This is a genomic window from Thiothrix unzii (genome assembly GCF_017901175.1).
Taxonomy (GTDB): Bacteria; Pseudomonadota; Gammaproteobacteria; order Thiotrichales; family Thiotrichaceae; genus Thiothrix; species Thiothrix unzii.
The window spans coordinates 1,368,653-1,390,859 of the sequence record NZ_CP072793.1 but is presented as its reverse complement, the minus strand read 5'-3'; the positions used below and the strand labels follow the sequence as shown (position 1 = coordinate 1,390,859).

The window sequence follows — 22,207 nt, the reverse complement described above, 5'->3', positions numbered from 1 at the left end:
GTCATGAACCGTTTACAGTTGAAAATTCCACCACCGGTTTACCTGCTCGCATTTGCGGGCATGATGTGGCTGGTGGCGCGTGTCGTGCCTGTTGTGGATTTGATTGCGTCACCTTGGAATAGGTTGGGACTGGGGTTAATTGCTGTGGCGGTGTTGATTGACTTCTGGTCGCTGGGGTTGTTTTTCCGCGCCCATACTACGTTTAACCCCATCCACCCGGAACGCACCCAAACGCTGGTGACAGGCGGGACGTACCGCTATACCCGCAACCCGATGTACGTTGGGATGTTGATCATTTTAACGGGGTGGTGCATTTACTTGGGCAGTTTAGGGGCGTTCGCACTGCTGCCCGTGTTTGTGTGGATATTAACGCACCAACAAATTGTGCCGGAAGAACAAGTTCTGGCACAAAAATTTGGGCAGGCTTACAGCGACTACCAACGCCGTGTGCCGCGCTGGTTGTGGTAAAACCGCACGCTGAAAACACCTCACACGGGCTTTGCTGCCCAAGGCACAACGGCGGCGAGTAACGCTTTGACTGCCACTTGCGGATCGGTTTCGTCGGTGGTTTTTACCTTAACGCCGTATTGTTTCATCTGATTGATAAAGCCTTTACCGCACGGCCCGGTGATCAGGTAATCCAACGCTAGTAGCGGGTGATCGCCACGCTTATTCCATGCGTGAATCGACATTTCCATCGGCAATTCCAGTGATTCGATGGGGTGAAACGCCTGCCCCATTGTTGATTCATACATCAAAAAGCTGCGGGCTTTGCTGGCATGTCCGGTAATGGTACGCAAATTCTGGCTGGTAACGCCGATTTTCATAAAAGTGACTCATTGAAAGTAAGGGGTTTTGATGCGTGGATGGTACAGCACGTTGTCAGCCAGTGTCTGCTAAACTTCCTTCCAGATCATTCAGCAGGTGAAACATGACGAGCATTGACCCAACATCCGCCACTCCCACGCTCTGCCGTTGCGCATGGGTAGACTTGAGCAAACCCGATTACGTTGCTTATCACGATGAAGAATGGGGCGTACCCGTTCACGACGACCGTAAATTGTTCGAGTTATTGGTGCTGGAATCAGCACAAGCAGGCTTGAGTTGGTACACCATTCTGCGCAAACGCGACACTTACCGGCAAGCGTTTGACGATTTCGATCCTGAAAAAATCGTGCGTTATGATGATGCTAAAATACAGGAGCTACTCGCTAATCCCGGCATTATCCGCAACCGCCTGAAAGTGTTGGCGACTATTAATAACGCGCAACGCTTTCTGGCAGTGCAAGCCGAATTCGGGAGTTTTGACGCTTATCTGTGGCGTTTTGTCGGTGGTAACACCATCGTTAACCACCGGAAGACCTTGGCAGAATATACCGCCACTACCCCAGAATCGGATGCAATGAGCAAAGATTTGAAAAAGCGCGGCTTTAAGTTTATGGGTTCAACCGTGTGTTACGCCTATATGCAGGCCACAGGGATAGTGAATGACCATATGCTTGATTGTTTCCGCAGCAGCCCAACCCTTATTGCAACTTAAGCTTGGCCTTCACCCCATCCACCAAGCCTTTAACCGTTGCGTAATTTCCTCCGGCGACGATAATCGTGCCGCCACTGGCATACGGTTCTGCTGGTTCGTCACAGCCGCCTTCGTCACTGACGCAATACAGCACGACTTTGTAATCGCCTTTGAAACCCACGACTTCGTTACGCGGATTCGTGGAAGTTTTTTCGGTAATGCCTAATGCGCTAAACGCTTTCTTGCCTTGTTCACGGCATTCGGCGAGCGGCATACTGCTGCCAAAAAAGCCGGAAGTGTGTTCAATAAAGGGCGCGTCAGCAGATGCGCTGGCACTGAAACAAAACAACGATGCAGCAAGCCAAGGGGTGATTTTCATGGGCAATTCCTCGCAGTGGTTGAAGTGCTCATCATGGCACGTTCTTAACACCTCGTCATTAACCCTAAGATCGCTATGCTTGCGCCAATGTGAAGTGGCAAGCGACTTGCCGATGGTCAGACACTTGGCGTAAGGCTGGTACTTGTTCGCGGCATACCGCTTGCGCTTGCGGGCAACGTGGATGAAACGCACATCCTGCTGGTGGGTTCAACGGTGATGGCAACTCCCCTACCCCGATCTCAATTTGCGCCAGACGCGCTTTTTCCTGTTGCGGATCAGGCAAGGGCATCGCTTGCAGTAATAAGCGGGTGTAAGGGTGCTGCGGCGTTGCGTAAAGGCTGGCAGTATCTGCAATTTCCACCACCCGCCCCAAATACAGCACTAGCACGCGATTACACAACTCACGCACCACGCCTAAATCGTGGGAAATAAACAGTAACGTTAACCCGTGTTCGCGCTGCAAGTCGGCTAACAGACGCACTACCTGCCCACGGATTGACACATCCAGCGCACTAACCGGTTCATCGCAAACAATCAGTTGCGGCTTGACTGCCAAGGCTCTGGCAATACCGATACGCTGGCATTGCCCACCGGAAAACTCGTGCGGATAACGCTCACGCATCGCGCTTTCCAAGCCCACCGCTCTCAACAACTCATCAACACGGGTGCGAATCTCTGCCTTACCCCATTCCGCACGTAACGCCGACATCGGTTCTTGAATGCAATCCCCCACCGTCATACGCGGGTCGAGCGCATCCAGCGGGTCTTGGAAAATGCATTGCACCGCCCGCCGATAATCGCGTAATGCCGCCGTATTGCCAGTAGGCAGCGGCATTCCCTGCCATTCAATCCGTCCGTGTGCGGGGCTGACGAGCTGCAATAAACTCCGCGCCAAAGTTGATTTACCGCAGCCCGATTCACCGACAATGCCAAGCGTTTCGCCACTATTGACCGTGAAACTCACCTCGCTCAACGCCTGCAATGTTTGTCCACTATTCAGGCAGAATTGCACGCTCAGGTTTTGCACGCTCAGTAACGGCGTTGCCACTACGCATCCATCCAAATCAAACACGCCATGCGCCCGGTTTGCCCGTCACGACGGTAAGAAAAAAAACGTTCCGCATCGCTGTAAGTGCAGAAATCACCACCGGAAATCGCGCTGACGCTGACTCCGGCACGTTGCAGGCGTTGCCGCGCCAATTGGTAAATATCCGCCAACCATTTACCCGCAGTATCACTAGGTTGGAAAGCACTTGCAGCGGCAGGATCGTGCTGCATAAAAGCGGCGCGTACCTCGTCGCCCACTTCAAACGCTTGCGCACCAATCGCAGGCCCCAGCCAAGCCATTACCTCAGTCGTTGGGCAATCCATACGCTGTAACGTTTGCTCCAACACTCCGGCTTCTAACCCGCGCCACCCGGCATGAGCCGCCGCAATCCGTGTACCTGCTTTGTCGCAAAACAATACCGGCAAGCAATCAGCGGTCATCACCACGCACACCTGATTTTTGCGAAAAGCCACCGACGCATCGCCTTGCGGATAGCACGTACTAACGTCCATCCCGCACACATCAACCCCGTGTACCTGTTGCAGCCACAGCGGTTCTGTCGGTAATTGCAATACGTCGCCGACAATCATGCGGTTACGCGCCACCGCATACGGGTCATCGCCAACGTGATCACCCAAGTTCAAACTGGCAAACGGCGGCGCACTGACTCCGCCTTGGCGGGTGGTGCAAACTGCCCGAATATTCGCAGGTGCTGCCCAGTTGGGGGTTAACCAGTGCGGATTCACGCTTTCAACCATTGCGCCACTTGCTTGGCGTAGTAGGTCAAAATGCCATCAGCACCAGCGCGTTTCATGCCTAACAAGGCTTCCATCACACACGCTTGCTCGTTAATCCAGCCGTTGATGCCTGCGGCTTTGAGCATCGCGTACTCGCCACTGACGTGATACACGTAAGTCGGAGCTTTAAATTCGTCTTTAATGCGACGCACAATGTCCAGATACGGCATTCCTGGCTTGATCATGACCATATCCGCACCTTCTTGCAGGTCGAGTGCGACTTCCCACAGGGCTTCGTCGGAATTGGCGGGATCCATTTGGTAGCTGTATTTATTGCCACCTTTGAGGTTAGCCGCTGAACCCACCGCGTCACGGAACGGGCCGTAAAAACTGGAGGCATATTTTGCGGAATACGCCAAAATGCGCGTGTTCAAATGCCCGTGTTGCTCCAGCACATCGCGAATTTCGCCGATACGCCCGTCCATCATATCGGAAGGCGCGACTATATCCGCCCCCGCTTCGGCGTGTGATAACGCTTGTTTTACCAAAGCAGCGACGGTTTCATCGTTGAGAATATAACCGTTGCTATCCATCAAACCGTCTTGCCCGTGCGAGGTAAACGGGTCAAGAGCCACGTCAGTAATCACCCCCATCTCAGGCACGGCAGCTTTCAATGCCCGTACCGCACGTTGCGCCAAACCGTCAGGGTTCCAAGCTTCTTCAGCTTTGTCAGACTTAGCTTCTTGAGGGGTAACGGGGAAAATTGCCATCGCCGGAATGCCTAATGCGGCAGCTTCCCGCGCTTCCTGCACCAGCAAATCAATGCTTAAACGCTCAACACCGGGCATCGAACTGATGGTTTCACGCTGATTTTCGCCTTCCAGCACGAAAACCGGCCAAATCAAATCATTAACGGTGAGGACATTTTCGCGCATTAAACGCCGGGAGAAGTCGTCGCGACGCATACGACGCATACGGGTGTAGGGGTACATTCCGGGAAAGTTAGCCATTGCAAGCCCTGCCAGTGGATAAGGAAGGCTTATTTTGCACGGATAAGGGCAGAATGCAACCGTGAAAACGCTATATCGGGTGGGGATTCCCCCGCCGCAGGACGCGGACAGGGGAAATGTTCAAGCGGTAATTATTCGACCACTGAAACTTTATTCATCAGGATAGGCTCAACCGGCACATCACCGTGCGGGCCAAAGTTGCCTGTTTTAACGCCAACGATAGCGTCAACTACATCCATACCTTCGATGACTTTACCGAATACCGCATAACCCCAGCCTTGTGGCGTTTTAGAGCGGAAGTTCAGGAAATCGTTGTTTTTCACATTGATGAAAAACTGTGAAGAACCGGAATGTGGATCCGAAGTACGTGCCATTGCCAACGTGCCACGGTCATTTTTCAGGCCATTGTCAGCTTCGTTTTGAACGGGCGCACGCTTGTCCGCTTTTTCCTGCATGGTAGCAGTCATACCGCCGCCTTGAACCATGAAACCGGGAATGACGCGGTGGAAAATCGTACCGGTGTAAAAACCATCATTCACATAAGCGAGAATGTTTTCAACGGTTTTTGGTGCAGCAGCAGCATCAAGCTCAATCTTAATATTGCCTTTGGTCGTTTCAATCAAAATGATTGGATTTGCGGACATGTTACCTCCAGTAGTGGCTTTCGCATCAGCCTTGTCAGCGGCATTAGAGCCACCGCAACCAACCATGCTCAGCGTGAGTGCAAGAATAAAAGCGAAAAGACGTTTCATCGTGTAGTTACCCCAGATTTGGTGTTGTTCATCGAGATGAGCGGCGCATGATAGCGCAACTCTCGACACTGCACCAGAAACCCACGGCTACACGATGAAACGTTCTCGGCACTAAACTGAAGGTTTATGCTTTAGCAGCTTTTGCTGCCTTCTTAGCAGCTTTCTTGGCTTTTTTATCGGCCTTTTTCGCAGCTTTACGTTCGGCTTTCTTGGCTTCTTTTGCTTGTTTTTTAGCTTTCTTCGCGGCTTTTTTCAGAGCTTTTTTGGCTTTTTTATCGGCCTTTTTCGCTTTTTTGTCAGACACCTCAGCAGGTTCTTCCTCAGTAAATGCGTCATCACTGACATCATCATCGGCTTCTTCCAATACTGTCTCTGCTGCTAAAACCGGCTCATCGGTTGACGTAACAGGTGCAACTTCTTCGGCTTCAGCTTCGATTGCCGTTGTGGGCAGTAACGCCTGTGCGCTGGCTAACATCAGCGGCGCGGTGGTTGCGCCAATCCCCGGAATCGCTGCTAATACTTCAATATCCATTGCCGCGAGTTGCTCAATGGTGGTGATGCCATGTTCGGCTAAACGGGTGGCAGTGGCTTGACCGACGTACTTTACATTAGAAATGTCTTGTTCCATGCTTGGATCTCCTATTGATTGTTATGGTCACTTTCGTGTAACAAAAGCTTAACATTAGCACCGCACCCACATGATGAAAAAATCGTCTATATTTTAATCACTTCATACCTTTCATCACATAACGCCGCAATAAACTCCCACCCGAAACCTCATCACCGGTTAATAAATAATGCAGGACATTTTCATTTTGCGTTGCCCACTGCATTTCATGACTAACAGGCCAGGCCGCACACATTAGCAAACGGTCACTCACGTCCAGCGGCTTGTCCAGCTCTGGCAATACCATGACTTTCCCATCCCGTTTCAATAACAACGGAATCGCAGGCAAACTTTTAACGCGCTCACGTGGGTCACGCAGCAAATCGCGTAACTGCACTTGCCCCATCAAACACGCTTTATACAAGGCCGGAGTGCGCACCTTGTTGATTTTGATTTCCCACAAGTAAGGTACTTCCTCACTGACTACACCTAAAATCCGGCTAACCATTTGGTTTGCCCAGTCATCATCGCGCTCACGGGCAGCATCCAGAAAATCGCTGATCAGTGGAGTCCGTAACAACGCAAAAATTTTGTGGGCAATGACATCACCGCGCTTCATCAACAGGTCAATGTCGGCGCGATCAAATACCAGACTGTTATCACGCTGGTTTTGCCGCGCAACCATGAAAAGATCCGGGCGTAGTTCGCGGGCGGTCATCAAAATTGATAGGTTGCTCACGTCATCGTTTGTTCCGGCTATCACGCCTACTGCCTGCTTCACCCCAGCTTGTTGCAAAGTGACTGCCTCTACGCCGGAGCCGATGATTGCCCCTGTTGGGGCTTGGCTGGCAACGGGGTCGGGGTCAATCACTTGCATGGGGATACCCGCAGCCTCCAAATGCCGATGCAAGGCTTTACCAAACCGCCCAAACCCACAAATTACCCATAAGCCCCGGTCAGGGAATAACGGTTCACGCAACGGCTCGTGCGGAACCCCTGTCATCCAGGTAAACAAGGTATACATGCCGGGTGAATGAATCGCCATTGCCAACCGCCCCGCGAACGTCTCAAACGGGTTAATGACTTCATTTTTGCCGAAAGAACGGATGTTTGCTCCGGCTTCTGCGGATTCGACCCGCGCTAACACCCGGATATTCGGGTTGAGCAAGTGCGCACTCAAAGCCACCATCACATTGGTTTGGTCGGAATCCGTCAGCGCAATCACGCCAATGCAGTAACTGTTAGTAATGCCCGCCATTTCCAAAACCGCTGGCTTGGCAGCATCCGCCAATAAGCCCAGCGGACGGCGGATGTAATCATTCAGTTCCAATTCGTTGAGACGGTTTTCATCACGGTCAATTACCACCGCCTTAATGCCTTCATCAGCCAATGCTTTGACTAAAATCCCGCCGGTATCGCCGTAACCACATACCAGATAAAACGGGGTGCGCAAACGTTTCACACTACGCTGAAACACGTATTCGGTACGCAACCGCCGGAAAGCCGGGTCTTGCAACACAGCCAGTAATGAACCGATGCTATACAACCAACCAATCACCGTGAGATGGATAACAAACATCATCCACAAACGTTGCGTCTCAGTAAAAGCATAGGGAATTTCCCCAAAACCAATGGTGGATGCGGTGTAACTGACGACATAAAGCGCGTGGAAAAACGACATGTGCCAAGGCTGGCCTTCCGCATCTTGCCCCGGAATCAGGGTAAAACCCAACACAGCCACCGAATACATCACAATCAGCACAATTAGCGGGGTACGCATCCGCCGCAACAGCACATAAAAAATGTCAGGCATGGCTTTCTCCTGCCTAGCGGCGCACGGTCATGGTTTCCGCCAGCAGCAAAACAACCGATACAATATTCGCCAGCAACGCCCCACCGGAGAACGACACCACCGCTACCGTTGCTTCCGTGTCCATACCCGCCGCACTGATGTGAGCGGCGTAACCCCAGATCAGAGCAGCCATCAGCAATTGCAAATCTGCTACCAAACTGGTAGCCAAGAAAATCGCCCCCAGATGGGTTCTGTCGCCAAACTTCAATACGGTGGCAATTAGGCTGACGACTAACGCGGCAAACAATTCGTAGACATTGTGATGGGCGATATTGTCAATGTCGCCAATGAAAAAACCGAAGTTCAGCGTCAACGCCAACAGGATAAAAAAACCGAAAACCACTTTTTCTGAATTCATGGGTAATACTCAATACAGGTTGTGAACGGCAAACATAGCACAAATAGTTCAGGGAGCAACGGTGCGTATCCATGCCAGATAGGTGCGTTCGTTGGCGGAATGGTCGGTGTAGCGTTTGATCATGGTGATTGAGCGAAATGTTTATCCAGCTTATCGAGTACTGCCAAACCTTCTGCGACATTGCCACGCGCTGCGCGTAGGCGGAAACGGGTCTCGGCATCCGTTTCGGTGAGAATGCGGATGGCAAATTCTTCCATCAGCTTGTTCAGACTCACGCCGCGACGTGTCGCTAAAGTTTTCAAACGATTGTGTTGTTCGTCAGGTAGACGGATTGTCATGGTTGCCATTAGTTTGCCTCTTGTAGTGTTTGCAGAAATTCCGTCACTGTTGCTATCCGAATACCAGGAAATTGCAGTTCATGTTGACGAAAATCGCGGGTATTGCCTGTAATCAGCCATTGGGCATTGCCTGCTATGGCAAGTTCCATCAGGTGATTGTCTGCTTCATCCCGAAGGTTTGGTCGCCACCGATAATAGATATTGACCCACTGGCATCGAGAAATAAAAGCATCAAACAGGGCTTCGCGCTCATCTGCTGTTACGGCACTGGTGGTGAACACATGCTCCCGCGACATGATGTCTTCGTATTCCGAATACAGGGCATTGCCGATCAATGGCTGTACTTGCCCCAACAGACAGCGGCGCAACAATGCCCGTGGCGCGGTGTCAGCCTTCATCAGGGCGGAAATGAAAACATTGGTGTCGATAACGGCGGTAATCATGCGGTTATGATAGCTGATATGCTGTCAGTTGTCGCCATGGGATTGATGCTGAATTATCTTCCTATTCGTGCCAGAATGCCTGTATCTTTCCCTAACCACAAAGCCTAATGTACATGTCACGACTTTCCACTAAAGAAGAACTTAAGAAGCTCTATAACGAGAAAGGACATGATGCACTAGTGTGGTTTGCATGGCGGAATATATTACGAGCGTTACCTAAACTCGGTGAATATCCACTAGATGCAATCTGGAATGAAAATAGAATTAGGAATATTTATTCAATTTGTCGAGTTCCTTTACTTTTAGCGCAATGGCAAACTGACCCAGGTGCTGTCTCAAACTCTGCATCTTATGCATCTGTCATTGTCGGCTCATCAATCACTTGTACTGCATCCTCCTCCGATTCGGAAATTTCCTTTTTCGCTGGAAACATAGTCATGTGTGCTATGGAGGCTGCCCGTTCTACTGACACTTACTATACTATCAACGCTACATATGATGCTTTATCTTATGCAGGTGCGGTTATTGGTTCTGGAGAAGGAGATGCTGATTTAATTAAACTAGCTCAACAAGATAAGGCTGCTTGGTCAGCACTTCCTCTATGGGAGAGTGACTCTGAAAGAGTGGTAAAATGGAAATATAGATTACTAAGTAACTTGCGGGAAGTTGGACTAGAGTTCTTGGCGGATGATATAGCAAATATGTGGGAGGGCAATCCATTAGGCAGTCACGCTACTAACTATCTAAAAAGTCTATCAGACACAATAACAAATGACGCTGAACAATTACGTCGTGCTATTTTGTTTGGCGAAACGATAGAAAATATTCATGCGGTACGGGTTTTGCTTTTGGGGCCAGGAGGAGCGGGTAAAAGCTCGTTAGCTGACCGCTTACAAAGCAAACCTATAAGCCAAGTGAAGAAATTAACGGTGGGCATAGACTACCTAAACCACCAACCACTGAATTTGCACGAAAATTTCCCCTATTTACAACAAGGCGAAAAGCCATTGGATTTGTACCTGTGGGATTTTGGCGGACAGACGATTTTCCACGGTTTACACAGTGCGTTCCTGCATGAGAACTGTGTTTATGCGTTGGTGGTTGATAGTCGCCACGAGCAAGCTCCCGATGAGTGGCTGCACCAAATCCGTCATTTAGCGGGTTCGCAAGCCAAGGTGTTGCTGGTAACGAACTGGTATGAAGCCTGCGAAACTCGCCAAAATGAAGCACGTTTACTACGCGAGTTTCCCGATCTTTTAGATAATCACAGCTTTTTCTATTTCTCTTGCCATGAACCAGAAGCCGATGAGTTTCGGAAATTTTTAGAAGCACTGGAACAAGCCAGCCTTGCCAGTCAGCGAATGGTGTTGAAAGAAACACTGGATGTAAACGAAGCTTTGCAACAACGCTATCAGGATGATGTGTTTCTGGAATCCATTGATTTGGATAAAATTATCGAGCAAGTGACACAAAGGACAGAAGCTGTTGCAACACTGCCCAACAAGCTGGAACAACTCGGTTTTCTGGTGCGTGTTGATAGTGATGACCAACGCTATTGCCTTAAACCTGCGTGGGCAATTGACCATGCCTATGCTGTTTTGTACTCGCCTACATTACGAGAAGCCAAAGGCGTATTGCAGTTGAAGACGTTGCAACGCGATTTCAAAGACAAGATTAATCCGCAACACATTGCGTACTTAGTCGAATTTCTACAGACACGCTCACTGTGCCGTAAGCTACCGAACGGGAGCGGTTATTTCTTCCCTGATGCTGCCAGCGCGGATGAATTACCGGAAGCCAGCGAATTGCTGGCGAATGCTTCAAGTTTGGTCATCCGTTTTGAACTGCCTTATTTGCCATTGGGCTTCCATGCTGCACTGGTTTATCGCTTATTTACGCCCGACGGCATCACTACCCCAGATGATATTTGGCGACAAGGTTTCATCCTGCGTAAAAACACCAGCCGCGCCGTCGTTCACTACTTGTCCCGCAAAAGTATTATCGAAATGGCATTGACCGGAGAATGGCAAGATTTCTCAGCACTACTAAACGCATTACTGGTAAATATGAAAGCGGTGCTGACAGAAGGCAAAGGCGGTATCCGCGAAGAACAGATTCACCCTTCCGTCGTACTTGATCGGCACGTATTTTCGGTACATTCTGGCGAACGTTTAGTAGACGTGCTGGGACAAATTAACAGTTACGATCAACTTTTTCGAGAGGTAAGAGCATTGGCAAGTAAAAATATTATTATCAATAATGCACCTAATCAAGGAAATCAAGCAGGCGAGCAAATCTTTAATGATCAAAGCTCAGTCTCTATTCCAGATGTAAAAACAGCAGGAAATCCTGAGAAGTGGTATGACAAGCACTGGTGGGCGGTCAGCTTGATACCTGCCAGCATCGTTATGATAATTACAGGTATATTGGCATGGCTGTGGACGAATGATCGCATATTAGGAACGAGCATTGGAGCTGTGCTTGGTGTAATAGTTTATGTGTTAATGTTCCTGAATAATCCCAAACGACGTTTTTTCCGTGCTGCATGGTTTGCATTTTTTGGTTTTCTCGTTAGTGCCTCACCTTGGATAACCGGAAAATTTGGCTACAGCGCGAATACCTCAGAAAGTAAAACAGGATTTGAGCTGGAATGGGGTATACCGATGGATGCTGTTTTAAGTGCATTACTGCTAGTTTTAGCAGGCTTCTTGTTCCATCTCGACAGTAAACAGAAGTGAGCTATAGTCATGACTATGCAAGACCTCCACTGGCAAATCCCCCCCAACCCCGCCAAAGCCCTGATGCTGGCAAAACGCCAACTCAGCGAATTCGTCTGCGATGCCGTCAATCTGGAAGGCATCAACATGACCCTGCCAGAAGTCCAAACCCTGCTGGACGGCATCACTGTGGGCGGACACAAACTTTCCGACCAGCAAATCACCGTCAACCAAGGCAACGCATGGCGGCTATTGTTTAGCTGGCTCGAACGCGGAGAATTCGTGGTTTCTGCCAAAAAAGCCTGCGCACTCCACGCCGCTGCTGGAAAAGAAGAGGCATTAGAATGGGGATGCTTCCGCTCCGGCGGCGTTTTCATCGCGGGAACAAATTACATGCCGCCCCCTGTCGCCGAATTGCCCGCCCGTTTCGAGGCAATGGTTGCCGACCTTGCCCACATCGGTGACATTTACGACCAAGCCATCCACATCTTCCTGACGATGGCGCGTTGTCAGTTTTTCTACGACGTGAACAAGCGCATGGGGCGTTTTATGATGAACGGGCATTTGCTCCAACACGGCTACCCCGCGATCAACCTACCCGCCAAACGCCAACTGGAATTCAACACCTTGATGCTGGCGTTTTATGATTCGGGAGATGAAAGCGCGATGAATGCGTTTATGCGTTCGTGCATGGATGAGCGGGTGTTGCGGATTATGCGCGGGACATGATTAATCAAAACCCGCCAAAACCATTCAGACTCAAGGCAAAGCTGACAGCCTGATCCACTTCCGCCAGTTTGTGTGCTCTTCTTCCCACACTGAAAATTCGTCGGGGGCAACCGGGTGGCGCAAGTAACCAGCGCGATGTTTTTCCACCAATTTGCGTTGATGATAGAGTGCAATTGCCATGCGCAAGGCTTCACGGGTGAAGGCGGAACGGTTGGTGTGGTTTTCTTGGACAACCTGATCGAGTTCAGCCACCAGATCGTCATCGAAGGTCATTTGCAAGGTTCGCATAGTGGTTTCCATGTGGATGATTATAGCTATAGTAGCATGGGTTCACGGAATCGCCCGCCCTTTATGGCAGCGGTATGCCACGCGATAGCATCACGTTTTTCGTAGCGCGTACCGCGATTATGGATTGCGAAGGGATGCTGACGTACTTCAACTTACCGACGGATCAGGTGGTGGAAATTGGGACACAAGTAACCTTGTAAATCGACATATTCCGTCTATCAATTATCTTGATGGGGGGTTGCGTTGCTGCCCCCTATTGATAATAAATTTGCATTTACCTTGCTATTATAGAAAATAAAGAGCTTAATAGAAATAGCCTTTTTAAATACGTTATTTTATTACACGTAGCACCACTTAATATAATCCCTATTAAGCCAAATAAGGTTTTCGCAATGCCATTTCTTTTCATCAGGGAAGTTATGCATTATTGTCTGAAAAATTAAATTCGTAAAGCTTTCAGATTAATTCGATATTTGCCAAATCGTGGCAAAGTGAGAATTCCCATGCTCGAAACACTTGCAATCATCTTAATTGTCCTCTGGCTGCTGGGGTTTGTCACCTCATACACCATGGGTGGGCTTATTCATATTCTGTTGGTAATTGCTATCGTAGTCATTTTGGTGCGTGTCATCCAAGGTCGACGCTTGTAAATCATCAACTACTGAAAAAACGCCCTCATCGCATTAACAGATTTTACGGAATCTGTTAATTCCCCTATTCCTGCCCCTATGTCTTTTTTCTGTTTAGCCTATTCAAAATAAGAGTTCTCCCCTCATGAAAGCACACCGCAAAACCCTGTTAAACCATGTTCGTCAATGGGGGGCACAGTCTTTCCGAGTCAATGAGGTACGGGATCACACCAAAGAAACCCAACCCTTACGCGCCGAACTGTTCAGTGCCGATCAAATGGAACGCCACGGCAGAACGTTAGCCGACTCCCACCAACTCACACGCCAAGCTGTGCAAGACCAACTTCTCGACCGCCTTTCCGACAACGAAGCCGTACTGGTGGAATGCGCCCGCGTATTAACCGCCACGGTCAGTTCCAACCACCGTCTCACCCCGGCAGGCGAATGGTTGTTGGATAATTTCTACCTGATTGATGAGCAAATTCGTACCGCCAAACGCCACTTACCTCAAGGATACAGCCGCGAATTGCCGCGTTTGTCAGATGGCGCATCCGCCGGATTGCCGCGTGTGTATGACATTGCGCTGGAAAACATTGCGCACGGTGATGGGCGCGTTGACCCCGACAGCCTCAGCCGTTTCGTCACCGCTTACCAGACCGTCACGCCACTCAAACTGGGAGAGTTGTGGGCAATCCCCATCATGTTGCGCTTGGCATTGATCGAAAACCTGCGGCGGATTGCGGCACGCATTACCACCGACAAAATTGACCAAGACCTTGCCGATACGTGGGCAAACCGGATGGTCGCGGCGGCTGAACAAGACCCCAAAAGCCTGATTCTGGTCATTGCCGACATGGCACGTTCCAACCCGCCGATGACCACGCCGTTTGTGGCAGAACTGGTGCGCCGCCTGCAATGGCAGAGTGCCGCACTGGGCTTACCATTGAGTTGGATTGAGCAATTGCTGGCGGAATCAAACCTGACCATCGAACAGTTGGTGCAGATCGAAAGCCAGCAACAAGCCGCTGATCAAGTCTCCATTGGTAATAGCATCGGCAGCCTGCGCTTCCTTGGCTCGATGGATTGGGAAGAATTCGTCGAAAACATGAGCGTGGTCGAACAAGCCCTAATCGACGATCCTGCGGGTGCATACGGCGAGATGACTTTCGCTACCCGCGACCGTTACCGCCACGTCGTAGAAAAAATTGCCAAATACACCCGTTATTCCGAAGGCGAAGTCGCGCAATTAGCGGTACAACTGGCACTGGTAGGTGCGGAACAGCATGACAGTGACGACCGCACCGCACACGTTGGCTTTTACCTAATTGATGCAGGCTTGCCGCAACTCGAACAAGCGGCGCAAGTGCGACTGCCCCTGCTCACGCGAGCGCATCGGTTGGTGTGCAGCTTACCCCTGCTCTCCTTTGTGGGCGGTATTACGTTACTAACTTTGCTGTTTACCGGCGGCTTATTGTTGCAAGCCCATGCTGAAGGCTTGCAAGGCTGGGGGCTGGCATTGCTGGGCATTCTGTTCGTAGTGGGCACAAGCTATTTGTCGGTGGCGCTGGTGAATTGGCTGGCAACCTTATTGAATACGCCGTATGCCTTGCCGCGCATGGATTTTTCTGAAGGCATTCCCGCGCCTTCACGCACCTTGGTCATCGTACCGACCATGCTCAGCAACGCCCCCGGCATTGAGAGCATGATGGAGGCACTGGAAGTCCGTTTTCTCGCCAATCGGGATGCACACTTGCATTTCGGCTTATTAACCGACTTCTTGGATGCACCGCTAGAAACGCAGCCGGGGGATGACGCGCTATTGCTGCTGGCACACGCAGGCATCGACCACCTGAACACCAAATATCCGGGCGAATCGGGTGACATTTTCTTCCTGTTTCACCGTCCGCGCCGCTGGAATCCGCAAGCACAAGTGTGGATGGGCTACGAACGCAAGCGCGGCAAGCTGGCGGATTTGAATGCGCTGCTACGCGGTGGTGCAAAGGACGCTTTCGCGCTGATCGTGGGCGACATCACGCCGCTTGCCGAGGTGAAATACGTGATTACGTTGGACACTGATACCCAGCTTCCACGTGACGCTGCCCGCCAGTTCGTCGGCACGTTGGCGCATCCGCTCAACCACGCGGTTTACGACCCTGCCAAGCAGCGGGTTACGCAAGGTTACGGCATCTTGCAACCCCGCGTCAGCGTCAGCCTTTCCGCGCCGAACCTGTCGCGCTATGCACGCTTGTATGGTGGCGAATCAGGCATCGACCCTTACACCCGCGCCGTTTCCGATGTGTATCAGGATGTGTTCAACGAAGGCTCGTTCATCGGCAAAGGCATCTACGACGTGGATGCGTTTGAGCAAGCCTTGGGTGAGCGTTTGCCGGAAAACTGCATCCTCAGCCATGATTTGCTGGAAGGCTGTTATGCACGGGCGGGGCTGCTCAGTGATGTGCAGTTGTATGAAGAATACCCTGTGCGTTACAGCGCGGATGTCAGTCGGCGGCATCGCTGGATTCGCGGCGACTGGCAATTGCTGGGCTGGTTGTTACCCTCCGTGCCGGGAGCTGGGAAAGAACGCCAGAAAAACCCGCTGTCATGGCTGTCGCGCTGGAAAGTATTCGACAACCTGCGGCGCAGCCTCACTGCTGCGGCTTTGACGCTGCTATTGTTGCTGGGTTGGACGGTATTGCCAATGGCTGGTTTCTGGACGCTGGCAGTGTTGGCGATTTTGCTGATTCCGTCGGTCAGTGCGTCCTTGTTGAGTCTGGTGCGCAAGCCTGCCGATTTGCTGCTGCGCCAACATCTGGCGGCGGAAATGCGGGCGGCGGAAGGGCATTTTGCTCAAGCGGCATTGACCCTGATTTGCTTGCCTTACGAAGCCTATTTCAGTCTGGATGCAATTATCCGCACGGTCTGGCGGATGGCGGTATCCAAGCAACGGCTGCTGGAATGGAATCCGTCGAGCGAAGCCAACCGCGACAGCACCACCCTTGCTGCCGCTTACCGGGCGATGTGGATTGCGCCGGTCATTGCCGTGGTCACAGGGTTGTATCTGATGCTGGTGCGCCCTGAAGCCTTGCTGATCGCAGCCCCTATCCTGCTGCTCTGGTGGTTAGCGCCTGCCATTATTTGGTGGATGAGTGAGCCACTGGCGCGGCGTACCAGCAAGCTAACACCAGACCAGACCATGTTTTTGCGCAAGACTGCCCGCAGGACATGGGCATATTTCGAGAATTTGGTAGGGGTGCAAGATAACTGGCTACCACCCGATAATTATCAGGTCTACCGTGATGTCGGCGTGGCGCATCGTACTTCGCCGACCAATATGGGCATGGCATTACTGGCGAATTTGTCAGCTTACGATTTTGGTTACTTGCCGCTGGGCGGGCTGATTGAGCGTACTGCGAATACCTTGCGCACGATGGAACGGCTGGAACGTTACCACGGGCATTTTTATAACTGGTATGACACGCAATCGTTGCAACCCTTGTTGCCGATGTATGTGTCTACGGTGGATAGCGGCAATCTGGGTGGGCATTTACTGACCTTGCAGCCGGGGCTGCTGGCATTGCCGGATCAGCCGATTTTGACGGCACGTTGGCTGGAAGGCTTGGTGGATACCTTTGGAGTATTGCTGGAAAACACACCGGGGATGACACCGCATCAATTGATTCCGTTGCAAACGGCGCTGGATGCTGTGATTAACGATCGTCCTGTGACGCTTGCAGCAGCAAAACATTGCCTTGAACATCTGGCGGCACTGGCTGATGGCGGGGAATCGCTTGCAAGGCAAGCTCCTACAGAAGATTGGGGGAGAACCTTCGCGGGGCAGTGTCGGGCGCATCTGGATGAGTTGCGCTTGCTGGTGCCGGATGGTGTGGGTGATGAACTTGAGGGAATCCCGACCTTGCGGGAATTGTTGTTGATTCCGGCAAGCAGTAAGCGGGCGCAAGAACGGATCACAGCGCTCGAACAACTGGCGTTGCAAGCGAGCGAACTCGCGTGTATGCAATACGATTTCCTCTACGACAAGCCGCGCCGCTTGTTTGCTATCGGCTACAACGTGACCGAACGTCACCTCGATGCCAGTTACTACGATTTGCTGGCTTCCGAAGCGCGGCTGTGCAGTTTCGTGACGATTGCGCAGGAACAAGTGCCGCAAGAAAGCTGGTTTGCCTTAGGCAGGCTGCTGATTACCACCGATGGCGAGCCAACGCTGCTGTCGTGGAGCGGCTCGATGTTTGAATACCTGATGCCGCTTTTGGTGATGCCAACGTATACCAGTACCCTGATAGACCAGACCTACCATGCGGTGGTGCAACGCCAGATTGCTTATGGCAAACAGCGCAATGTGCCGTGGGGTACCTCGGAATCGGGCTATAACACCGTCGATGTGCATCTCAATTATCAATACCGTGCGTTTGGCGTGCCGGGTTTGGGGCTGAAACGCGGGCTGGCGGAAGATTTGGTGATTGCCCCGTATGCTTCAGCGTTGGCACTGATGGTTGACCCCGAAGCCGCCTGCCAAAACCTGCAACGCCTCGCCGCTGATGGTGTGGTGGGCAAGTTTGGCTTTTACGAGGCGGTCGATTACACCCCGTCACGGCAACGGCGCGGGGAAGCGCGGGTCGTCATCCAGTCATTCATGGCACACCATCAGGGCATGAGTTTGCTGTCACTGGCGTATTTGCTGCTGGATCGCCCGATGCAACGGCGTTTTGCTGCCAACCCACAATTTCAGGCGACGCTGTTATTGCTGCAAGAACGCATTCCTAAAGCCACCGCGTTCTACACGCAAGCGGCGGAAGTGGCAGAAGTATTGCTGGCTTCCAGCGAACCGCAAATCCCGATCCGCGTCCTCAAAAATCCGAATACGCTGATTCCCGAAGTGCAATTGTTATCCAACGGGCGTTACCACGTCATGGTAACGAATGCCGGGGGGGGTTACAGCCGTTACAAGGATTTGGCAGTCACACGCTGGCGCGAAGACAGTACCCGCGACCATTGGGGTACGTTCTGTTACATCCGCGACGTGGCGAGTGGCGAATTCTGGTCAACCGCGCATCAACCAACACTTGCTCCGGCAGACCATTACGAAGCCATTTTCTCGGAAGGGCGTGCTGAATTCCGCCGCCGTGACCACGATTTCGATACGCACATCGACATCGTGGTGTCGCCAGAAGATGATATTGGCTTGCGTCGCGTGCGCATCACCAACGACTCACCGCTACGCCGCACCATCGAAGTCACCAGCTACACCGAAGTGGTATTGGCATCGCCTGCCTCCGATACCCTGCACCCGGCGTTCAGCAAGCTGTTTGTGCAAACCGAAATCGTTGAACCATTGCAAGCTATCCTGTGTACCCGTCGCCCCCGCGCACTCGATGAACACAGCCCGTGGTTGTTCCATTTGATGGCGGTGCATGAAGGCGATTCCAGCGGCATTTCGTATGAAACCGACCGGGCGCAATTCATTGGGCGCGGCAATACGCTGGTTGCGCCGCACGCCATGACTGCCGCCGATCACCTGTCCAACAGCGTCGGCGCAGTGCTTGACCCCATCGTTGCCATCCGCCACCGCATTACCCTCGAACCCGAAGCCTCGGTGACGCTCGATATGGTCATCGGCATTGCCGATACCCGTGAAGCCAGCCTGCAATTGGTGGAAAAATACCGTGACCGCCGCCTCGCTGACCGCGTATTCGATCTGGCCTGGACGCACAGCCAGGTGGTGTTACGCCAGCTCAATGCCAGCGAAGCCGAAGCGCAACTCTACGGGCGACTTGCCAATTCGGTGATCTATTCCCACGCTTTGCTGCGGGCGGATGCCAGCACCCTGATCAGCAATCATCGCGGGCAATCCGGCTTGTGGGCGCACGCCATTTCCGGCGATTTACCGATTGTGCTGTTACAAATCAAGGATGTGGACAATATCGAACTGGTGCGCCAAATGGTCAAAGCCCATGCCTACTGGCGTTTGAAAGGCTTGACGGTCGATCTGGTGATCTGGAACGAAGACCGCGAAGGCTACCGCCAATTGCTGCAAGAACAAATCATGGGGCTGATTGCGTGGGGCGTGGAAGCGCACGTCATCGACCGCCCCGGTGGTATTTTTGTACGCCATGCCGACCAGATTTCCAGCGAAGACCGCATCCTGATCCAGTCCGTAGCCCGCGTCATTATCACCGACAGCAAAGGTTCGCTGACCGATCAAGTGAATCGGCGCGGCTTGCTGGATGTACGTGTCCCGCCTTTCAAACCCAGCCGCTATCCCTTCCCTGCCCCAGCAACCGTGGGCAGTTTATTGCCGCGTGACGACCTGATCCTGTTCAACGGCTTGGGCGGGTTTACGGCTGACGGGCGCGAATACGTGATTACCCCGACCACCGACCAGACCACGCCTGCGCCGTGGGTTAATGTGCTGGTCAATCCTCATTTTGGTACGGTCATATCCGAAAGTGGGCAAGCCTATACCTGGGGCGAAAATGCCCACGAATACCGCCTGACCCCGTGGCATAACGATCCGGTCAGCGATTTAAGCGGCGAAGCCCTGTATTTGCGCGACGAAGACAGCGGCGAGTTCTGGTCGCCTACACCATTGCCGTGTCCGGGAACGGGTGCGTACATCAGCCGCCACGGTTTCGGCTACAGCGTGTTTGAACACAATGAAAACGGCATTTACTCGGAACTCACGGTATTTGTGGCACTGGATGCGTCGGTCAAATTCTCGGTGCTGAAAGTGCGCAATGCGTCTGGGCGCACCCGCCAGCTTTCCGCCACAGGTTACGTGGAATGGGTGCTGGGCGATTTAACCCCGAAATCCGCCCCACATGTGATTACCGAATACACTGCCCCACAAGGCGCACTATTCGCCCGCAACCCTTACAGCATGGAGTTTGCGGAACGGGTAGCGTTCTTCGCGGTGGATGATAACAACCGCACTGTCACGGGCGACCGTGCCGAATTCATTGGCCGCAATGGTTCGTTGCGTGATCCGGCGGCACTGCAACGCGCATACCTGTCCGGCAAGGTCGGCGCAGCACTTGACCCTTGTGCGGCTATCCAGGTGTCGTTTGAATTGGCGGCGGGACGCGAGCGCGAAATCGTTTTCAAGCTGGGTACGGGGCGCGATATGCACGATGCGCAAACCTTGGTGCAGCGTTTCCGTGGCATAGCGGCAACACTCGACGCACTCAAACAGGTACAAAATTATTGGGTGCAAACCTTGAGCACGGTGCAGGTGGAAACGCCTGATCCTGCGGTGAACATGCTCGCCAATGGCTGGCTGTTGTACCAAACCCTGGGTTGCCGCTTGTGGGGACGCAGCGGTTATTACCAGTCCGGCGGCGCGTTCGGTTTCCGCGACCAATTGCAGGATGTGATGGCGTTGGTTCATGCCGAACCGCACAAAGTCCGCGAACATTTGCTGCTGTGTGCGGGGCATCAGTTTGCAGAAGGCGATGTGCAACACTGGTGGCATCCACCATCCGACCGGGGGGTGCGCACGCAATGTTCCGATGATTATTTGTGGTTGCCGCTGGTGACATGCCGTTACATCCTGACCACGGGCGACTATTCGGTGCTGGATGAGCAACGCGGTTTCCTGAGCGGGCGGGCGGTGAATGCCGGGGAAGATTCGTACTACGACTTGCCGGGGCATTCCACTGAAGCTGCCAGCCTGTACCAGCATTGCGTCCGCGCCATTTTGCACGGCTTGCGCTTTGGCGAACACGGTTTGCCGCTGATGGGTTCAGGCGACTGGAATGACGGCATGAATCTGGTCGGCATCGAAGGCAAGGGCGAAAGCATCTGGCTGGGCTTTTTCCTCTGCGAAGTGTTGGGGCAATTTGCCGAATTGGCAAAGCAACGCAATGACATCCCCTTCGCCGAACGTTGCCAGCAGGAACGTTACCAATTGCACCAGAATCTCGAACGCCACGGCTGGGATGGCGCGTGGTATCGCCGCGCTTACTTCGATGACGGCACGCCGCTGGGTTCGAGCAGCAACCCTGAATGCCAGATTGATTCGATTGCGCAAAGCTGGTCGGTACTCTCTGGCGTGGGTGCGCCCGAACGCACCGCACAGGCGATGCAATCGCTGAATCAGCATCTGGTGCGCCGCGATCACGCGCTGGTGCAATTGTTAGATCCGCCGTTCAATACCTCCGCCTTGAACCCCGGTTATATCCGTGGCTATGTGCCGGGGGTGCGCGAAAACGGTGGGCAATACACCCATGCAGCAATTTGGGCAGCGATGGCGTTTGCCCGTTTGGGCGACAGCGAACGGGCGTGGGAATTGCTGGGGATGATTAACCCGATCAACCACGCCAACTCACCGCAAGCCGTGGCAACGTACAAGGTCGAACCGTATGTGATTGCCGCCGACGTCTACGCCGTGGCTCCGCATACCGGACGCGGCGGCTGGACCTGGTATACCGGCTCGGCAAGCTGGATGTACCGGCTCATTACCGAATCGTTGCTGGGATTGCGGCGCGAAGGTGATAGTTTGCGCTTTGAACCGTGTTTACCGCCAGAGTGGGTAAACTTCAAAATGCTGTATCGTTATCGGGAAACGCTTTACCATATTGTGATTACGCAATTAAACGCGCAGGAATGTGACAATTCCGTGACATTAGACGGCATTAATCAATCTAACTGTATTATTCCTTTGAAGAATGACTGTATTGAGCATTATGTTGAGCTTAAAATAACCTCAAATTATTAAGAATAATAGATTTAAATAATAAAGCAGGATTTTATTTTTACGATTCACCTTGCTATATTAGAAAATAAAG

20 protein-coding genes are annotated in these 22,207 nt (G+C 52.3%); 7 read left to right on the top strand and 13 right to left on the bottom strand.

Going from position 1 to position 22,207, the window contains the following annotated elements; all coding sequences use genetic code 11:
* The first annotated feature begins 3 nt into the window (after positions 1 to 3).
* Positions 4 to 468, top strand: coding sequence for a methyltransferase family protein (locus tag J9260_RS07105; RefSeq protein ID WP_210220320.1), 465 nt, complete (start codon positions 4 to 6; stop codon positions 466 to 468).
* A gap of 20 nt (positions 469 to 488) precedes the next feature.
* On the opposite strand, the gene J9260_RS07100 is transcribed toward J9260_RS07105, so the two are convergent.
* On the bottom strand, positions 489 to 827 hold the full coding sequence (locus J9260_RS07100; protein ID WP_210220319.1) for a NifB/NifX family molybdenum-iron cluster-binding protein: 339 nt from the start codon (positions 825 to 827) through the stop codon (positions 489 to 491).
* Between the two features lie 104 nt (positions 828 to 931).
* Here J9260_RS07100 and J9260_RS07095 point away from each other — a divergent pair, with 104 nt between their 5' ends.
* Positions 932 to 1,540 carry a DNA-3-methyladenine glycosylase I gene (locus J9260_RS07095; RefSeq protein WP_210220318.1) on the top strand — a complete coding sequence of 203 codons (609 nt, stop codon included), beginning with the start codon at positions 932 to 934 and terminating at the stop codon, positions 1,538 to 1,540.
* Here J9260_RS07095 and J9260_RS07090 read toward each other — a convergent pair.
* From J9260_RS07090 to J9260_RS07040, 11 genes are all read right to left on the bottom strand, one after another.
* The gene (locus J9260_RS07090; RefSeq protein WP_210220317.1) at positions 1,527 to 1,898 is read right to left on the bottom strand and encodes a hypothetical protein; all 372 of its coding nucleotides are present in this window, start codon (positions 1,896 to 1,898) and stop codon (positions 1,527 to 1,529) included. The two genes, J9260_RS07095 and J9260_RS07090, sit on opposite strands and share 14 nt — an antisense overlap.
* A 73-nt stretch (positions 1,899 to 1,971) precedes the next feature.
* The gene (locus J9260_RS07085; protein ID WP_246499682.1) at positions 1,972 to 2,970 is read right to left on the bottom strand and encodes an ABC transporter ATP-binding protein; all 999 of its coding nucleotides are present in this window, start codon (positions 2,968 to 2,970) and stop codon (positions 1,972 to 1,974) included.
* Positions 2,946 to 3,704 (bottom strand): peptidoglycan editing factor PgeF, encoded by a 759-nt coding sequence (pgeF, locus tag J9260_RS07080; RefSeq protein ID WP_210220316.1) that lies wholly within the window; start codon positions 3,702 to 3,704, stop codon positions 2,946 to 2,948. The genes J9260_RS07085 and pgeF overlap by 25 nt, the downstream gene beginning before the upstream one ends.
* On the bottom strand, positions 3,689 to 4,693 hold the full coding sequence (gene hemB / locus J9260_RS07075; protein ID WP_210220315.1) for a porphobilinogen synthase: 1,005 nt from the start codon (positions 4,691 to 4,693) through the stop codon (positions 3,689 to 3,691). The genes pgeF and hemB overlap by 16 nt, the downstream gene beginning before the upstream one ends.
* A gap of 131 nt (positions 4,694 to 4,824) precedes the next feature.
* Positions 4,825 to 5,445, bottom strand: coding sequence for a peptidylprolyl isomerase (locus J9260_RS07070; RefSeq protein ID WP_210220314.1), 621 nt, complete (start codon positions 5,443 to 5,445; stop codon positions 4,825 to 4,827).
* 124 nt (positions 5,446 to 5,569) lie between these two features.
* A complete protein-coding gene (locus J9260_RS07065) occupies positions 5,570 to 6,073 on the bottom strand; it encodes a helix-hairpin-helix domain-containing protein (protein ID WP_210220313.1) in 504 nt (167 codons plus the stop codon).
* A 97-nt stretch (positions 6,074 to 6,170) separates the two neighbouring features.
* Positions 6,171 to 7,865: a potassium channel family protein gene (locus tag J9260_RS07060; RefSeq protein WP_210220312.1), complete on the bottom strand. Its 1,695-nt coding sequence runs from the start codon at positions 7,863 to 7,865 to the stop codon at positions 6,171 to 6,173.
* 13 nt (positions 7,866 to 7,878) lie between these two features.
* On the bottom strand, positions 7,879 to 8,262 hold the full coding sequence (locus J9260_RS07055; protein WP_210220311.1) for a DUF6394 family protein: 384 nt from the start codon (positions 8,260 to 8,262) through the stop codon (positions 7,879 to 7,881).
* 48 nt (positions 8,263 to 8,310) lie between these two features.
* On the bottom strand, positions 8,311 to 8,385 hold the full coding sequence (locus J9260_RS18885) for a DUF202 domain-containing protein (RefSeq protein ID WP_210220738.1): 75 nt from the start codon (positions 8,383 to 8,385) through the stop codon (positions 8,311 to 8,313).
* Positions 8,382 to 8,609, bottom strand: coding sequence for a toxin-antitoxin system HicB family antitoxin (locus tag J9260_RS07045; RefSeq protein ID WP_210220310.1), 228 nt, complete (start codon positions 8,607 to 8,609; stop codon positions 8,382 to 8,384). Before J9260_RS07045 ends, J9260_RS18885 begins: the two co-directional genes overlap by 4 nt.
* Positions 8,609 to 9,043: a putative toxin-antitoxin system toxin component, PIN family gene (locus J9260_RS07040; protein WP_210220309.1), complete on the bottom strand. Its 435-nt coding sequence runs from the start codon at positions 9,041 to 9,043 to the stop codon at positions 8,609 to 8,611. The genes J9260_RS07045 and J9260_RS07040 overlap by 1 nt, the downstream gene beginning before the upstream one ends.
* Positions 9,044 to 9,156: 113 nt before the next feature.
* Between J9260_RS07040 and J9260_RS07035 the strand changes: the two genes are divergently transcribed.
* On the top strand, positions 9,157 to 11,781 hold the full coding sequence (locus J9260_RS07035; protein ID WP_246499680.1) for a COR domain-containing protein: 2,625 nt from the start codon (positions 9,157 to 9,159) through the stop codon (positions 11,779 to 11,781).
* A gap of 9 nt (positions 11,782 to 11,790) precedes the next feature.
* The gene (locus tag J9260_RS07030; RefSeq protein ID WP_246499678.1) at positions 11,791 to 12,489 is read left to right on the top strand and encodes a Fic family protein; all 699 of its coding nucleotides are present in this window, start codon (positions 11,791 to 11,793) and stop codon (positions 12,487 to 12,489) included.
* 30 nt (positions 12,490 to 12,519) lie between these two features.
* Here J9260_RS07030 and J9260_RS07025 read toward each other — a convergent pair whose 3' ends face one another.
* The gene (locus J9260_RS07025) at positions 12,520 to 12,777 is read right to left on the bottom strand and encodes a CopG family ribbon-helix-helix protein (RefSeq protein ID WP_210220308.1); all 258 of its coding nucleotides are present in this window, start codon (positions 12,775 to 12,777) and stop codon (positions 12,520 to 12,522) included.
* A gap of 74 nt (positions 12,778 to 12,851) precedes the next feature.
* On the opposite strand from J9260_RS07025, the gene J9260_RS18805 reads away from it, so the two are divergent.
* The 3 genes from J9260_RS18805 (at position 12,852) to J9260_RS07015 (ending at position 22,137) form a co-directional block, all read left to right on the top strand.
* Positions 12,852 to 12,977, top strand: coding sequence for a hypothetical protein (locus tag J9260_RS18805; protein WP_281419462.1), 126 nt, complete (start codon positions 12,852 to 12,854; stop codon positions 12,975 to 12,977).
* A gap of 303 nt (positions 12,978 to 13,280) precedes the next feature.
* Positions 13,281 to 13,427, top strand: coding sequence for a lmo0937 family membrane protein (locus J9260_RS18880; RefSeq protein WP_210220307.1), 147 nt, complete (start codon positions 13,281 to 13,283; stop codon positions 13,425 to 13,427).
* A gap of 124 nt (positions 13,428 to 13,551) precedes the next feature.
* Positions 13,552 to 22,137: a glycoside hydrolase family 94 protein gene (locus tag J9260_RS07015; RefSeq protein ID WP_210220306.1), complete on the top strand. Its 8,586-nt coding sequence runs from the start codon at positions 13,552 to 13,554 to the stop codon at positions 22,135 to 22,137.
* Positions 22,138 to 22,207 lie beyond the last annotated feature (70 nt).

What these genes read in the sequence shown, in the direction of transcription:
- J9260_RS18805 (WP_281419462.1), top strand. Translation starts at nt 12,852, where the DNA reads ATGCCACGCGATAGCATCACGTTTTTCGTAGCGCGTACCGCGATTATG.
- J9260_RS07065 (WP_210220313.1), bottom strand. Translation starts at nt 6,073, where the DNA reads ATGGAACAAGACATTTCTAATGTAAAGTACGTCGGTCAAGCCACTGCC.
- J9260_RS07095 (WP_210220318.1), top strand. Translation starts at nt 932, where the DNA reads ATGACGAGCATTGACCCAACATCCGCCACTCCCACGCTCTGCCGTTGC.
- J9260_RS18880 (WP_210220307.1), top strand. Translation starts at nt 13,281, where the DNA reads ATGCTCGAAACACTTGCAATCATCTTAATTGTCCTCTGGCTGCTGGGG.
- J9260_RS07070 (WP_210220314.1), bottom strand. Translation starts at nt 5,445, where the DNA reads ATGAAACGTCTTTTCGCTTTTATTCTTGCACTCACGCTGAGCATGGTT.
- J9260_RS07100 (WP_210220319.1), bottom strand. Translation starts at nt 827, where the DNA reads ATGAAAATCGGCGTTACCAGCCAGAATTTGCGTACCATTACCGGACAT.
- hemB (WP_210220315.1), bottom strand. Translation starts at nt 4,693, where the DNA reads ATGGCTAACTTTCCCGGAATGTACCCCTACACCCGTATGCGTCGTATG.
- J9260_RS07055 (WP_210220311.1), bottom strand. Translation starts at nt 8,262, where the DNA reads ATGAATTCAGAAAAAGTGGTTTTCGGTTTTTTTATCCTGTTGGCGTTG.
- pgeF (WP_210220316.1), bottom strand. Translation starts at nt 3,704, where the DNA reads ATGGTTGAAAGCGTGAATCCGCACTGGTTAACCCCCAACTGGGCAGCA.
- J9260_RS07045 (WP_210220310.1), bottom strand. Translation starts at nt 8,609, where the DNA reads ATGGCAACCATGACAATCCGTCTACCTGACGAACAACACAATCGTTTG.
- J9260_RS07040 (WP_210220309.1), bottom strand. Translation starts at nt 9,043, where the DNA reads ATGATTACCGCCGTTATCGACACCAATGTTTTCATTTCCGCCCTGATG.
- J9260_RS07025 (WP_210220308.1), bottom strand. Translation starts at nt 12,777, where the DNA reads ATGCGAACCTTGCAAATGACCTTCGATGACGATCTGGTGGCTGAACTC.
- J9260_RS07090 (WP_210220317.1), bottom strand. Translation starts at nt 1,898, where the DNA reads ATGAAAATCACCCCTTGGCTTGCTGCATCGTTGTTTTGTTTCAGTGCC.
- J9260_RS07035 (WP_246499680.1), top strand. Translation starts at nt 9,157, where the DNA reads ATGTCACGACTTTCCACTAAAGAAGAACTTAAGAAGCTCTATAACGAG.
- J9260_RS07015 (WP_210220306.1), top strand. Translation starts at nt 13,552, where the DNA reads ATGAAAGCACACCGCAAAACCCTGTTAAACCATGTTCGTCAATGGGGG.
- J9260_RS07030 (WP_246499678.1), top strand. Translation starts at nt 11,791, where the DNA reads ATGACTATGCAAGACCTCCACTGGCAAATCCCCCCCAACCCCGCCAAA.
- J9260_RS07060 (WP_210220312.1), bottom strand. Translation starts at nt 7,865, where the DNA reads ATGCCTGACATTTTTTATGTGCTGTTGCGGCGGATGCGTACCCCGCTA.
- J9260_RS07105 (WP_210220320.1), top strand. Translation starts at nt 4, where the DNA reads ATGAACCGTTTACAGTTGAAAATTCCACCACCGGTTTACCTGCTCGCA.